Annotated in this window: 12 protein-coding genes; 6 read left to right on the top strand and 6 right to left on the bottom strand. The window is 70.8% G+C overall.

The features are described from left to right. Positions 1-57: 57 nt before the first annotated feature. Positions 58-486, top strand: a complete 429-nt coding sequence (locus ACFU5K_RS16830; protein ID WP_384061820.1) for a VOC family protein — start codon at positions 58-60, stop codon at positions 484-486. Here ACFU5K_RS16830 and ACFU5K_RS16825 read toward each other — a convergent pair. Together ACFU5K_RS16825 and ACFU5K_RS16820 are read right to left on the bottom strand one after the other, a co-directional pair. After that, a complete protein-coding gene (locus tag ACFU5K_RS16825) occupies positions 468-1262 on the bottom strand; it encodes an N-formylglutamate amidohydrolase (RefSeq protein ID WP_384061860.1) in 795 nt (264 codons plus the stop codon). The genes ACFU5K_RS16830 and ACFU5K_RS16825 overlap by 19 nt on opposite strands. A 213-nt stretch (positions 1263-1475) precedes the next feature. Further along, complete coding sequence (locus tag ACFU5K_RS16820; RefSeq protein ID WP_384061817.1) at positions 1476-1847, bottom strand: DoxX family protein; 372 nt, start codon at positions 1845-1847, stop codon at positions 1476-1478. 846 nt (positions 1848-2693) lie between these two features. Here ACFU5K_RS16820 and ACFU5K_RS16815 point away from each other — a divergent pair. Next, positions 2694-3560, top strand: coding sequence for a phosphatase PAP2 family protein (locus tag ACFU5K_RS16815; RefSeq protein WP_384061815.1), 867 nt, complete (start codon positions 2694-2696; stop codon positions 3558-3560). Between the two features lie 154 nt (positions 3561-3714). Here the strand turns inward: ACFU5K_RS16815 and ACFU5K_RS16810 are convergent, their stop codons facing one another. After that, positions 3715-4593, bottom strand: a complete 879-nt coding sequence (locus tag ACFU5K_RS16810; RefSeq protein WP_384061812.1) for a septum formation family protein — start codon at positions 4591-4593, stop codon at positions 3715-3717. 339 nt (positions 4594-4932) lie between these two features. Between ACFU5K_RS16810 and ACFU5K_RS16805 the strand changes: the two genes are divergently transcribed. Beyond that, complete coding sequence (locus ACFU5K_RS16805) at positions 4933-5445, top strand: DUF1772 domain-containing protein (RefSeq protein WP_384061809.1); 513 nt, start codon at positions 4933-4935, stop codon at positions 5443-5445. 46 nt (positions 5446-5491) lie between these two features. On the opposite strand, the gene ACFU5K_RS16800 is transcribed toward ACFU5K_RS16805, so the two are convergent. Further along, on the bottom strand, positions 5492-5968 hold the full coding sequence (locus ACFU5K_RS16800; protein WP_384061806.1) for a hypothetical protein: 477 nt from the start codon (positions 5966-5968) through the stop codon (positions 5492-5494). Between the two features lie 379 nt (positions 5969-6347). Between ACFU5K_RS16800 and ACFU5K_RS16795 the strand changes: the two genes are divergently transcribed. Then, positions 6348-7877 (top strand): hypothetical protein, encoded by a 1530-nt coding sequence (locus ACFU5K_RS16795; protein WP_384061803.1) that lies wholly within the window; start codon positions 6348-6350, stop codon positions 7875-7877. A gap of 396 nt (positions 7878-8273) precedes the next feature. After that, the gene (locus tag ACFU5K_RS16790) at positions 8274-9293 is read left to right on the top strand and encodes an alpha/beta fold hydrolase (RefSeq protein WP_384061800.1); all 1020 of its coding nucleotides are present in this window, start codon (positions 8274-8276) and stop codon (positions 9291-9293) included. Between the two features lie 143 nt (positions 9294-9436). On the opposite strand, the gene ACFU5K_RS16785 is transcribed toward ACFU5K_RS16790, so the two are convergent. After that, on the bottom strand, positions 9437-10711 hold the full coding sequence (locus tag ACFU5K_RS16785; protein ID WP_384061797.1) for an MFS transporter: 1275 nt from the start codon (positions 10709-10711) through the stop codon (positions 9437-9439). A 47-nt stretch (positions 10712-10758) separates the two neighbouring features. On the opposite strand from ACFU5K_RS16785, the gene ACFU5K_RS16780 reads away from it, so the two are divergent. After that, complete coding sequence (locus tag ACFU5K_RS16780) at positions 10759-12078, top strand: GntR family transcriptional regulator (RefSeq protein WP_384061793.1); 1320 nt, start codon at positions 10759-10761, stop codon at positions 12076-12078. Between the two features lie 101 nt (positions 12079-12179). Here the strand turns inward: ACFU5K_RS16780 and ACFU5K_RS16775 are convergent, their stop codons facing one another. Further along, the gene (locus tag ACFU5K_RS16775; RefSeq protein ID WP_384061791.1) at positions 12180-12704 is read right to left on the bottom strand and encodes a YceI family protein; all 525 of its coding nucleotides are present in this window, start codon (positions 12702-12704) and stop codon (positions 12180-12182) included. Positions 12705-12870: the final 166 nt, after the last annotated feature.

Genomic DNA, 12870 nt, shown 5'->3' with positions numbered 1-12870 from the left:
GCGCCGTCCACGGCGCCCCTGTCCCAGTGGAATCCATGACACGGAGACGTATCCGACATGACCCCCGCACCGCACCAACACGCGCCCGATCAGGGCGCCACCGTCGTCCAGCTGAACCACACGGCCGTGTACGCCACGGACCGCAGCCTGTCGGCCGAGTTCATCGCCGCCGTGCTGGGCCTTGAGGTCGGCGCGCCGATCGGCCCCTTCCTGCCGGTCGACCTCGGGAACGGCGTGACCCTCGACTACTACGAACTGAAGGACGCTCCGGTGCAGTCGCAGCACTACGCGTTCCTCGTGCCCGACGCACAGTTCGACGGCATGATCACGCGACTGGAAGTACTCGGAGTCACCCATTACGCCGATCCCGGGCACACCGAACCCGGGCGGATAAACCGCCTCTTCGGCGGGCGCGGGGCATACTTCGAGGACCCGGACGGGCACAACATGGAGATCATGACCAGGCCTTACGCCCGGCCCCGCTGACCCCTCCCCGGGACATCCAGCGCGTCCACCAGTTCCGTCAGAGACGTGGCCAGTGCCGCGAGCCCGGGTCCCGCGGGGCCGCCGGGCTCGGACATGTACAGGTCGCGGCGGATCTCGATCATCAGTGCGTCGACCCGGCGGTCCGTCCCGTAGTGCCTCAGGGGCACGTACGTACCGGGGAACGGACTGTTGAGCCCCGTACCGCCGAATCCCGCGAACGCCGCCTCCGCCCGGGCCAGGAGCTCGGGCGGAGTGTGGAAGCGGTCGGTGCCCAGACAGACGGGTGGGCGAGGCCCGGTGCCGTGCAGTTCGTAGGGGAGCGGGGTCGTCGGGTACGAGTGGACGTCGATGACGACCGCGCGTCCCGTGGCGGCGAGACGTCCGTCCACGGCGGCCGTCATGGCCTGCGCGTACGGGTGGAAGAAGCGGTCGAGCAGCGGTTGCGTGCTCGTGCCCGGAGGGCGCAGGCGCTCGCGGTGGCTGGTGTGCGTGTACACCGCGCCCATGCCGACGGCCAGCATCTCCTCCCGTTCGTCCGGGAAGCGCTCGGGGTCGACGACCAGTCGCGAGAGATCGTTGACGAAGCGCCACGGGGGCACCGCGCAGGACGCGACCGCCAGGGCGGCCAGCTCGGCGGTGTGGGAGTCGGTGATGTGGTCCAGCTCCGCCTCCAGCGCCTCGTCGTCCAGCGAGATGCCCTCGCGTACGTCCGCAGGGACGGCCCGGGAGGAGTGCGGGACGTGCAGGAGCACCGGCGAGTCGGGTGCACCCGCCATCAGCTGGAACGACTGGGGCTCCGAGTTCAAGGAGCGGCCCTTCGGCAGGGGATGGGTGGGGAATTCGGCTCACTCCCCAGTGTGCCTTCGAGAGCGACCACGAAACACAGTGAGGGCGCGCTCAGCTCCTGACGGGCCCCCGGTCAGGAGGAGTGGCGCGCCGTCGCACTTCCGCCGACGGTGACCCCGATCGACCGCTCACCCGTCGGCGAATCACATAGCCAGCGCCAGTGTCACGGCGGTGGCCACCGAGGCCGGTGCGAGGACAACGGCCGCCATGGCGTTTCCACGGGTCTCACGGTTCCCGTAGTCGCCCACCTGAATGTGGTAGCCGATGGCGCCGAGCATGATGAGGGCGAAGCCGATGGCGGCAGCGATGCCCAGGGGCTGCCAGAAGAGTCCGATGATCAGACCCACCGTGGCCGCGACCTCGGCCAGCCCGATGAAGCGGACCAGCCCTGCGCTCAGGCCCATGTGTGACTGCAGGCCGGCGGAAACCTCGCCCTTGAGTACGCACTTGGGTGCTCCCGCGGCCAAGGCTATGACTGCGAGGAGCGAGCTGAGAACGGCGGCGGTGATGTACATGGGTGTCCCTGAATGAGTCGGTCCGGGCGGACCGGGTGTGGTTGATGGGGGTGTTGCGCCTGTCTGACGGGCAGGAACGTCGGCCGGGTCCCCGGGCACGCTCCGGACACCGGTCGGGACTGCCGGCCTCGCCGGTCGAGCTGCCGTCGGAGAATCCCGCGGGGCGGGAAACGAGGCCAGGCTTTTTCGCGGAGAAACGGTGGAATTAACATGCGAATCTATTGCGCTGCTACCGGGGTGCGCGGATCGAATTCTCGGTACACCGAAAGGCAGTGCATGGTAGGTGCATGAAACATCTCCAATAATCGAGCTTCTTGCGTGCGCGGCCGTCGAGTTCCTCGATTCCCTGAAGCTGCCCGTGCGACCCTCGAGAATTTGCTTGCGGTAGCAAGTAAATCCTCTCGTGGGTCCCCTGTCAAGATCGCACGAGGGATGGATGCTGTATATGCAGGTCAGTGGGGTTGCGTGGCCTCGGAGGCTGGGTGTGCGTCCCTGGGATCGCGCGTCCGCCCTGCGTCCGAGGGTCGTCGGCGACAGTGTGGCGTAGTGGCGGAAGCGTGCTTACATTTACGACGCCGATTTGGTCGAGGCGGTAACTCTGTGATCTGCGTCATCGCCATTCCGGGGAATATCAGGAACCGATGACGCGGTTTCTGAGATTCGTTCGACTTCAACTCGTACGGAGGTAGGAATGAATCAGCATCGCCCGTCGGGAGACGGGGAAACGTATCGCATTCCGGCATTGCGGACTCTGTCGTGGACCGTGCCGGCCGGGCGCGGTGTTCTCGTCGCATCGGGCCCGGTCTCCGAGCAGGATCATCGCCACGTCGCCGGTCAGGAGTCGCAGTGAGCACGGTAGTCACATGGTCGCACCGGGCCCGGCACACAGCTCACGACGTGGTGACGTGCGGGTCATCTCCAGCCGTGCGGGGCACCGGATCCGCGGCGCGGGTGTCGCGGCGCGGGCTTGTCGTCGTGACGGCGGTCATCGCCTACTTCGGAGTCCGTGGACTGACCGACAGTTCCCGCACCAGGGCCCTGCACGATGCCGGCTCGATACAGTCCGCGGAGCGGCACCTTCATCTGGACTGGGAGTCGTCGCTGCAGAGCCTCGTCGTCGACCACCATGCCGTCACGCGGGTGCTCAACTGGATATACATCTTCGGCCACTGGCCGGTCATCACCGTGACCCTGCTGTGGCTGCTGTACCGGAGCCCCGGCCTCTACGCTCGCGTGGCCGGAGCCATGCTGCTGTCCGGAGCGGTCGGACTCGTCACCTTCGCCGCGTTCCCCGTCGCCCCGCCACGGCTTGCGGGGCTGGGCCTGACCGATACCGTCACCCAGCAGTCCCACGCCTACCGATTGCTCCAGCCCCCGGCCTTCACCGACCAGTACGCCGCCATGCCGAGCCTGCACGTCGGCTGGAACCTGCTCATGACGCTGGCTGTTCTGGCCGCCACGCGGAAGGTCTGGCTTCGCGTCCTGGCCGTCGCCCTCACCGTGGCCATGGACGCCACGGTCGTCCTGACGGCCAATCACTACGTCGTGGACGCAGTGGCCGGTGCGGCGCTGGCGCACCTGAGCTGGTACGCGGCGGGACGTCTGCAGGAGCGCCGTCGAAGCCGGCTGGAGCCTTCCCGGCTGCGCGCCGAGGCCGGGTACGCATCGAAGCGGGGCGGGGGCGGCGCGCCCGTAGCTGCTGGTCGGCCGTAGCGGGACTCGGCGACGGATCGCTTCGAGGACGACAGGTGCCTGACCGCTCCGGGACCGGAAGGCGTGGCGCACGGTGAAGGCCCTGGACAACGCCCGGCACGCGGGGGCGTGAGTGGCCGGGCTGCACGGTCCACCGCGCCGCGGTCCGCGAACGTCAGCCGGACCAGACCTCCGCGTCATCGGCCGGCACCGTGGTGGCGAGCTTGAGTTCCTTGCGGGCGGCGATCGACTTGCTCGGGTCGATGCCGGTGAAGGCCAGGTCGTATGCGACGTAGAAGGCGTCGGTATCGGCGGCGGTGGCAGCGTCGTGCCAGGCTTCGGCCGCATCCTCCAACTGCGAGCGGAGCTTGACGGTCTTGGGCTGCTGGATGGCCTTCAGGGTCTTGAGGTGGCTGTCCAGCGCGGTGGCGACGGCTTTCGCCTGCTTCTTGTAGCCGGCCAGGTCGTCCTCGATCTGCTCGGCCTCGGGCTGGTTCGCCCACAGTGCCGCGTAGACGCCGTTCGCGCCCTTCAGGTACGAGAGCTGCTCGGTGGTCAGGGACTTGTCGTTGAGCGAGCCGGTGAAGTTGCCCGTGTCCTTGGCGTAGGTACAGCTCACGGCCCGGTCGCCGGTAGCCCAGCTCTGCTTCGTCGGGTAGTAGTAGAAGAGGTCGACCCCCGCGGGCACCGCCCAGGTGTCGGAGATGAACTCCTGGGACTCCACCGGGCATCGCTCGTCGGCGATCTTCGACGCGCCGTCGTCACCCGGGTACTCCGGCTTGTCGGCCATCGCGAACTCCCCGACCACCTGGCCCTTGTGCGGTTCCTCGCACGGGACGATCTCGACGCTGAACTCCTTGCTCGCGGTCGCCTCGCTGTTCGGGTTGTAGCAGTCACCCGTGTCGAGGGAGAAGACGGACCGCTGGCGCAGCGCGGTCTTGGCACCGGCCTTAGCGTTGTCGATGGCGCCGGAGCAGCCCACGGCCCCGATCGCGAGTAGTGCGACAGCAGTGGATATACCGCGTACGGACCGGGACGTGACACCGAGAAACATGACGTGAGCATCCTCAGACGAAAGGGATGTGAACAGGTGTGCGCATCGTATGGCATAAGTGTGACGGCTCTGTCCGCGGACGATTCACGTGCCGATGGCTCCGCATCGAGTCACCCTGTGGAAGGGGGCCGGACAGGAACCCACGCGCAGAGGGCTCCCTCCCCGGCCTCGGCACCGCACCTCGCCACGAACTGACGAGAAGTGGCAGCGTGCGGAGACCTCCGAGATTACGATGCGCTGCGCCAAGGCCCCTGATTCGAGAACCTGTTCCGGCTCACCGGACACTATGGGGCCGCCATCGTTCGCCCAGCGGGCGGCCGCCCCGGAACCGGAGCAACTGTGAGAGCACTGCAGACCGCGACACTCCTGGCGTCGACCGTCGGGGCCGCGCTCATGGCGGGCCTGTTCTGCGCCTTCGCGTACGCCGTCATGCCCGGCCTGTCCCGTACGGATGACCGTGCCTTCGTCCGGACCATGCAGCAGATCAACCGCGCCATCATCAACGGGTGGTTCCTGCTGCCCTTCCTGCTGCCCCTGCCCCTGCTCGTGCTGGCGACGGTTCTCGCGGCGAAGGGGCACAGCCCGGGCACCCTGCCCTGGATCACCGCCGCGCTCGCGCTGTATCTGGCCGCCTTCGTGGTCACCGGCACGCAGAACGTGCCGCTCAACGACGCGCTCGACAAGATCCCCGCGGATACCGGGCCCGACGGCCTCCGGGCCGCCCGGGCGGCGTTCGAGGCCGGCTGGGTCAGGTGGAACACGGTGCGCGCCGTTCTGCACACCGCCTCCCTCGGTGCCCTGCTCTGGGCGGTCCACCTCCACGGCGCCGCCGCACGGGAGTTGGGTGCCTAGGGGCGCGGCCCGCGCCCTGGCAGGTCCCCGCCGGTCCGGTCGACGATCAAGCGGCCATGACCAGGGCCGACTTGGCGGGGGCCGTATCCATCGTGGTGCCCGGGCGGGCGAAGACCACCACCCGCAGAAGTGCGAACCGCCCCACCCCGGCCACCGCGGAGGCCGAGAGATACACGGTCTGCTCAGCCAGTGCCGACGGGTCCGACCGTCCGGAGTGCAGTACGAGCAGCGCCGCGGTGGTGAAGGCGTAGCTCACGGCCACCGTGAGCCCCGACTGCAGGTGGATCCGCCATCCCCTCCGCTCGCTCCGGAAAGAGATCCGGCTGTGGAGTTCCGTCGCCAGCACCGTGGACACGACGGTGATCACGGCATTCGCGAGGAGCAGGGGCGCCCGGTCGCCGACCAGCACCAACGCACCGCTCGACGCCAGGCCGACCCCACCCCCGCAGACGACGAAGCGGACGAAGGCCATGACGAGCGGCCAGGTGGTGCGCTGATTCGGCCGGTGCGCTGGGGCGGTCACGGGTGAGCCTCCGGAAGGGGTGCTGGACGGTGATCTGATTCCACCCCACAAGCTAGGGACGGCGCGTCACCCGAGCGATGCGGTCAGGCCCCTACTTCCTCTGGGGGTATCCCCCAACCGGGACTGGGGGATACCCCTGCCCCGGCGGTGTGCGGGACCCGGGGCGCGGGGGCGCCGAGTCCGGTACATGGCAGCGGAGTTCGTGTTCTGCGCGCCCGAGGCGTTCCGCCGTCCGTGTCCCGGCGCGATCCTCCTCGTTGACCAGTGACGGGCGGTGCCGGGACAGGACGGTGCGGATGAGGGCCGGCCCCGCGCGCGGGCGGACGGGCGGGTGAATCGGCCGTCACCTACTCAGTTCTTCGGCCCGGCGAGGAGAGCCATGCATGAGACCCGGGTGCGGACAACGGCACCGGAGCCGTTCGTCACCGCGCCGCCAGGCCGGCCCGGCGGCCCGCTTCCGTGGCTCACGGCCCTGGGCCTGGCCTTCCTCATCCTCCAACTGGTCCTCGTCGTACCGGGTTCGGGCCTGGGCTGGGACGAGACCGTCTATGTGAGCCAGGCCGGGGGCAACGCCCCACCCGCGTACTTCAGTGCGCCGCGCGCCCGGGGGATCTCCTACCTCGTCGCTCCGGTCGCAGCCCTGACCGCGTCCACCGCCGTACTGCGGATCTATCTCGCGCTGCTGTCCGCAGGTGTGCTGGTCGGCGCCCTTTACGTATGGCGCAAGGTACTGCCCACGCCGGTCCTCGTCTGCGCGGGGGCGTTCTTCGCCGGGCTGTGGCCGACCCTGTTCTACGGCTCGGCCGCCATGCCCAACCCCTGGTGCGCGCTCGGAGCCCTCGCCGCAGCGGGGTGGGCCGCCAGAGCGGTACGCGACGGCACCGGCCGCTGGCAGGCGTCCGGCGCTGGGGCCGCGGTGGCCCTCGTCGCCCTGATGCGGCCCGCCGACGGCTTCTGGCTGGCCCTGCCGCTGGCTCTCGCCGTCGTCGTGGTTCCCGGCAGGCGTCGCCCCGGTGCGTGCGCCGCGCTCGTGGCCGGGCTGATCGCAGGCTGCGCCCCGTGGACCGCTGAGGCGTACTCCCGTTACGGCGGTCTCGGTGCGCGGCTCCACCGGGCCGGTGAGATCCAGGGTGGTCTCGGCTGGAACATGGCCGTGGACGACCACCTGAAGGCGCTGGCCGGACGGACCCTGTGCCGCCCGTGCGACATCGGATGGGAGAGCCCGGGCACCGCGCTCTGGCTGACGGTACTGCCCGCACTCGTCGTCGGTGGAGTCGTGGTGGCCCGACGGGCCGGTCGCGGCACCGTGGCACTGCTCGCCGCGGTGACGGGGCTGTCCATGGCTGTGCCGTACCTCTTCCTCGTCGGATACGCCGCTCCCCGCTTCCTGCTCCCCGCGTACGCCTTGCTGTCCGTGCCGGTGGCCGAGTGTCTGGTTCATCTCTTCACGCGCGCGTGGCAGGCCCGTCGGCCGGGCGGGGGCGCCCTGCTCGCGCTGGTCCTGGCGGCCCACCTCACCGCGCAGCTCCTCGTCGTGAGCCACGTGGTCCGCGTCAGTCATGCCACGACCGCGCGGTTCACCGCCATCGCCGGGGCGCTGAACCGCGCGGGGGTGAGACCGCCGTGCGTGGTCAGCGGGGACGACGCAGTGCCGATCGCCTACTACGCGGGCTGCGCGTCGCGGCAGACCGCGGGTCATGACGCGAGCACCACCCCGGCCGCTCTCCGGATCGCCGCGCGCCGCGTACCGACGGCGGTGCTGGTGGCCCCCGGCGAGGCGCCCCCGCCGTGGGCCGGCGACCGGCGGACCGTTCCCCTGCCCCCGGGCAGCAGCGGAGCCGGCTACCAGGGGTACCTGCTGCCGGTGCTCGCGACGGACGCGGCGGACCGGGCCCGGCGATCACGCTGACCGGCCGGACCGGCCTGCCGGATCCGTCGTCAGAGCGGTGCAACGAGGAGGTTCTCCCCGTACGTGCGGTGGAGCCGGATACGTACGGGAGAGCACATTCGGCCCGCTTTCCGGGGTCGTGGGCGGGGCAGCGCGGTGCCACGCCCGGGCAAGGGGGAGAGTGCTGGACGAAACCACGGCGGACAAAGGGAAGTTGCACGTGGCGGGTGTGTTGCGGGCGTTCATAGGGCGCGTCGGCACCGGTGACTCCTACGCGCGTGTTACGAATGCCGGGACGGTGGATGGCCGCCCGGAGTCCCGGCTGGGTGCCGCCTGAAACGTCCCGGTAATCCGCTCGGCGCGGGAGCTTCCTACTCTCGCTCGGGAATCGTCGCAACAGCGGACGGAGGCGGTGCCGTGGCCGGCGCACCAGAGCGCGGACGACAGGCCGACCACAGCGTGGGGCTGTCCCACCGCGTCATCCACGGCTACCGCCGTGCGTACCGGATCGCGGGGGAGGGCCCCGTCATCCTGCTCATCCACGGTATCGGTGACTCCTCCGCGACGTGGGCCGACGTGATCCCCGAACTGGCCCGTCGGCACACCGTGATCGCCCCGGACCTCCTCGGGCACGGGGCCTCCGACAAACCGCGCGCGGACTACTCGGTGGCCGCCTACGCCAACGGCATCAGGGACCTGCTGGGCGTCCTCGGCGTCGAACGGGCGACCCTCGTCGGCCACTCCCTCGGCGGTGGTGTGGCGATGCAGTTCGCCTACCAGTACCCCGAGCGGACCGACCGCCTGATCCTGGTGAGCGCGGGCGGCGTGGGACGCGAGGTGAACCCAGCCCTGCGGGCCGTGTCGCTCCCCGGGGCGGATCTGCTGCTGTCCGCACTGCGCCTGCCCGGCATGCGATGCCAGGTCAGGCTCTTCACCCGGTTCATCAAGCTCCTCGACACCGACCTCGGCCAGGACGCCGGCGAACTGATCGATCTTGTCGACGCCCTCCCTGACGGGACCGCGCGCAGCGCGTTCATCAGCACCCTGCGCGCGGTGGTCGACTGGCGGGGGCAGGCGGTCACGATGCTGGACCGCTGCTACCTCACCCAGGGCATGCCCACACTGCTCCTGTGGGGCTCCCGCGACAGCGTCGTACCCGTGCACCATGCCCGTGGTGCCCACGCGGCGATGCCCGGAAGCCGCCTCGAGATCTTCGAGGGCGCGGGCCACTTCCCCTTCCACAGCGACCCCGTCCGCTTCCGCACCGTGGTCGAGGACTTCATGATGACCACCGCACCGGCCGACTGGAGTCCGGAGCGCTGGCGCGAACTCCTCCGCGCCGGCCGCCCCGGGACGGAGGTCGGCGCACCGGATCCCGCCTTCGAGCGCGCGGTGGACCAGAACCTCAAGGAAGCGAGCGAGCGGAGCGCCACCTGATGCGGCCGGCCGGTGCCCCCGCCGCCCGCCGCGCACGAGGGTGGGGCCGGGAGGCGGGCCTGACCTGGTCCGATCCGCTCAGTCCTGCCCGCCGACCACCCTGGCCACGTGAGCGGCGAGATCCGACCTCATCCGGTCCTTTGTCATGTGCTGCTCGCCGCCGTGGCCTCGGTCCGCACCGACGGCACGCGCGGCCGGACCAGGCGTCGCTGCACCAGGCAGGCCACCACCAGCGTGGCGCCCAGTACCGGCCACGCGAGAGCCCCGGTACTCACCGCGACCCCGACGACGACGGGGCCCAGGCTGCGCTGCGCGGACTGGGCCAAACCGTGCACCCCGAGGTAGGCGCCCTGGGACTCCCCGGGCGCGAGTGCGACCGAGAGTTCCCAGGACGCGAGCGCGTGCAGGATCTCCGCCAGGGAGAAGGCGGCCGCGGCGACGAGAACGGCCGTCGTCGCGAACCACGGCCCGCCGGTTGCGGACGCCGCCAGCGCCACCCCGCCGGTCAGGAAGGCCGCCCCGATGGGGAGGAGCAGACGGCGGGCGGCCGCGCGGTTCTCGCCGAAGCGGGACAGGGGCACCTGGAGCGCGATCACCAGCACGCTGTTGAGGACGAGCACCAGCGGCGCCAGCCCGACCGGGGCCTCGGTGGCATGGACGATCCACAGGGGGAATCCGACCTGGAGGATGCTGTCGTCCAGGAACAGCCAGACCTCGGTGGCGGTGAACGAGAGGTAGCGGCGGTCCCGCCAGGGGGTCGCCGTCCTGGCCGGCGTCGCGGGAACGCCGGACCCGGCGACGACACGACTGGGCGCCGGTGGTTCCGCGCACCGGAGGGTCAGTACGCCGATGACGAGGTAGGACGCGACGTTGGCGAGCAGAAGCGCCTGATAGGCGGCGGTTGTACCCACCGTGAGGGCGGCACCGGCACCGGCGGCGCCGACGGCCCAGCCGATGTTCACCGCCGTGCGCTGGATCGCCTGGTACCGGATGCGCTGCGGCCCGGCGACACGTGCCGCGAACAGCTTGGTCAGCACACTCGACGCACGGTCGGGAAGCGCGCCCAGCGCCGAGAACAGCACCAGCAGCACGAAGTCGTCCGTCGTCAAGAGGGCCAGCAGGGCCGCACCCCGGGCCAGTTGGGCGACGACCAGGATGCGGGTGACGGGGAAGCGGTCCGCGAGCCGTCCCGCAAGGGGAGGTCCGGCGATGCCGAGGACCCCGGACAGCCCCATGAGCAGGCCGATCTGAGAGACCGACAGATGAGTGACGTAGAGGAAGTAGAGCGTCGACGCGCCGCTCCACAGGCCGGTACCCACCTTGTCGATGACGGCGACCACGAGCATCCGCCGTCCGTCGCGACCGCCCGGCACGGAGAAGCGCCGGACCATCGGGACGCGGCTCGGCGTCGGTTCCATCTGGATCCCCCTTGACAGGTGCTTTGTATCGGTACAAACTGTCATCTGTGGCAGAACAATATGGGATCGTGGGTGGAACGGCCAGAGAGATTTCCGCCTCCGTCGAGAGCCGGGTCTCCGACGGCACGCTCGGGCCGGGTGCCTCGCTGCCTCCGGTGCGGCGGCTCGCCGAGGAGCTGGGTGTCGGCGCCGGCACGGTCGCAGCGGCGTACAAGGAACTTCGCGGGCGGGGTGTCGTGGTGACCCTCGGCCGTGGCGGCACGGTGGTCGCCTCCACCCCCGCCGTCACCTCGCGGCGGCCGCCCCGAGTGCCGTCGGGCCTGCGCGACCTGGCCGGCGGCCACCCCGACCCCGCCTGCCTCCCGGTACTGACCCCGCCGCAGCGCGTCGAACCCGTCCCCGGATCGCACCGCGCCTCTCCGAGGCTGTCCGCTCTGGAGGATGCTGCCCGCGCCTGGTTCGCGCGGGACGGGGTGCCCGCCGGGGCGGTGACCTTCGCGCACGGGGCCCTGGACTGCATCGCCCGGCTGCTCACCACCGAACTCAGGCCCGGTGACGCTGTGGCCGTCGAGGATCCCGGCTTCCATCACCTCCTGGACCTGGTCCCCGCCCTCGGGCTGCGCATGCTGCCGGTCGCGGTCGACGACGACGGCATCCGCCCGGACGCCCTGCGCGGCGCCCTGCGCGCGGGCGCGCGTGCCGTGGTGTGCAGCCCTCGCGGGCAGAGCCCGCTCGGCGCCCGCCTCACACCGGAACGCAGGGACGAACTCCTGGCAGAACTCGGGGACTTCCCGGACGTGCTGGTGGTCGAGGACGACCACAACGCAGAGATCTCGGGCGCCGGGGCCGTGACGCTCGCGTCCGGCGACCTGCCCCGCTGGGCGCAGGTGCGCACCGTCTCCAAGCACCTCGGCATCGACCTGCGCTGGGCCGCCCTGGCCTGCGACCCCGCGACTCTCGCGCGTCACGACGGACGGATGCTGCTCACCTCGGGCTGGGTCAGCCACATCCTCCAGGTGACCGTCGCCGACCTGCTGACCGACCCGGCCGTGGCCCGCCTGGTGGCCGGCGCGTCGCGCACGTACACCATCCGTCGCGAAGCGCTCCGTGCCGCCCTGGGGGAGCACGGCATCGCGTCCCACGGGGAGAGCGGACTGAACGTGTGGGTACCTGTCAGGGACGAGTCCGCCGTCGTCAACGGCCTTCGCAGCAGAGGCTGGTGGATCGCGGCCGGCACCCGCTTCCGCATCGCGTCCCCGCCCGGGGTGCGCGTCACGACGGCGACTCTGACACCTGCCGAGGCCGACGTGTTCGCGCGTGACTTCGTGGACACGCTCACGGAGTCACAGGCGGTCTACGGCGGATAGGCCGGGCTCCACGGCGCGAGCGCGACGAGGCGGACCGGAGGGACCTGGAGAGGCGCCGCGCCGGACCAGCAGTGACAGCGGGCTGCTGCCGCCCCGGTTCGTCAGGATGCCACCGGCATGCGGATGGCGGCGATGTCGAACTGTAGCCGGAGCCTCTCGCTGACCATCGCGCCGCCCTCCGCGAGCCTGGCGTTGTACGTCAGGCCCCAGTCGGAACGGTTGATGGTGGTGGTCCCGTCGAAGCCGACGCGCTCGTAGCCGAACGGATCGGTGACGTATCCGATGTAGGTGAGGTCCAGGACCACCGGGCGGGTCACCCCCTTGATCGTCAGGTCGCCGGTCATCCGGTAGACGTCCTTGCCGACGAGGCGCACGGCGCTGCTGGTGAAGGTCATCCGTGGATGCCGGCCGGCATCCAGGAAGTCGCGCCCCACCAGATGCGCGTCGCGCTGCTCCACGCCCGTGTCGACACTCGCCGTGGACAGCGATATCTCGGCGCGGGAGCGCGCGGGGTCACGCCCGTCGAAGTAGAGCCGGCTCTCGTACTCCGGGAAGGCTCCGCGGACCGTGGTCACCATGGCGTGCCGCACGGAGAAACCGATCCGGCTGTGCGCGGGGTCGATCATCCACTCTCCGGTCAGCGCCGCCAGGGCGGGATCCGGCAGAGCGGCGGCACCGGCGGCCGCGTGACCTGCGGACTGCTCCTCGGCGGTGGGCTCCGGACATCACAAGATGGTGCCTGTGCGACGCGATGGCGGTGAACGGTGGGCCTGGGCCGGTCCCGGGGGCCGG

Origin of the sequence: Streptomyces sp. NPDC057428 (assembly GCF_042803195.1) — a bacterium.
GTDB lineage: Bacteria > Actinomycetota > Actinomycetes > Streptomycetales > Streptomycetaceae > Streptomyces.
Note: the sequence above shows the minus strand (reverse complement) of the source record. Positions and strands in the feature narration are given on the sequence as shown.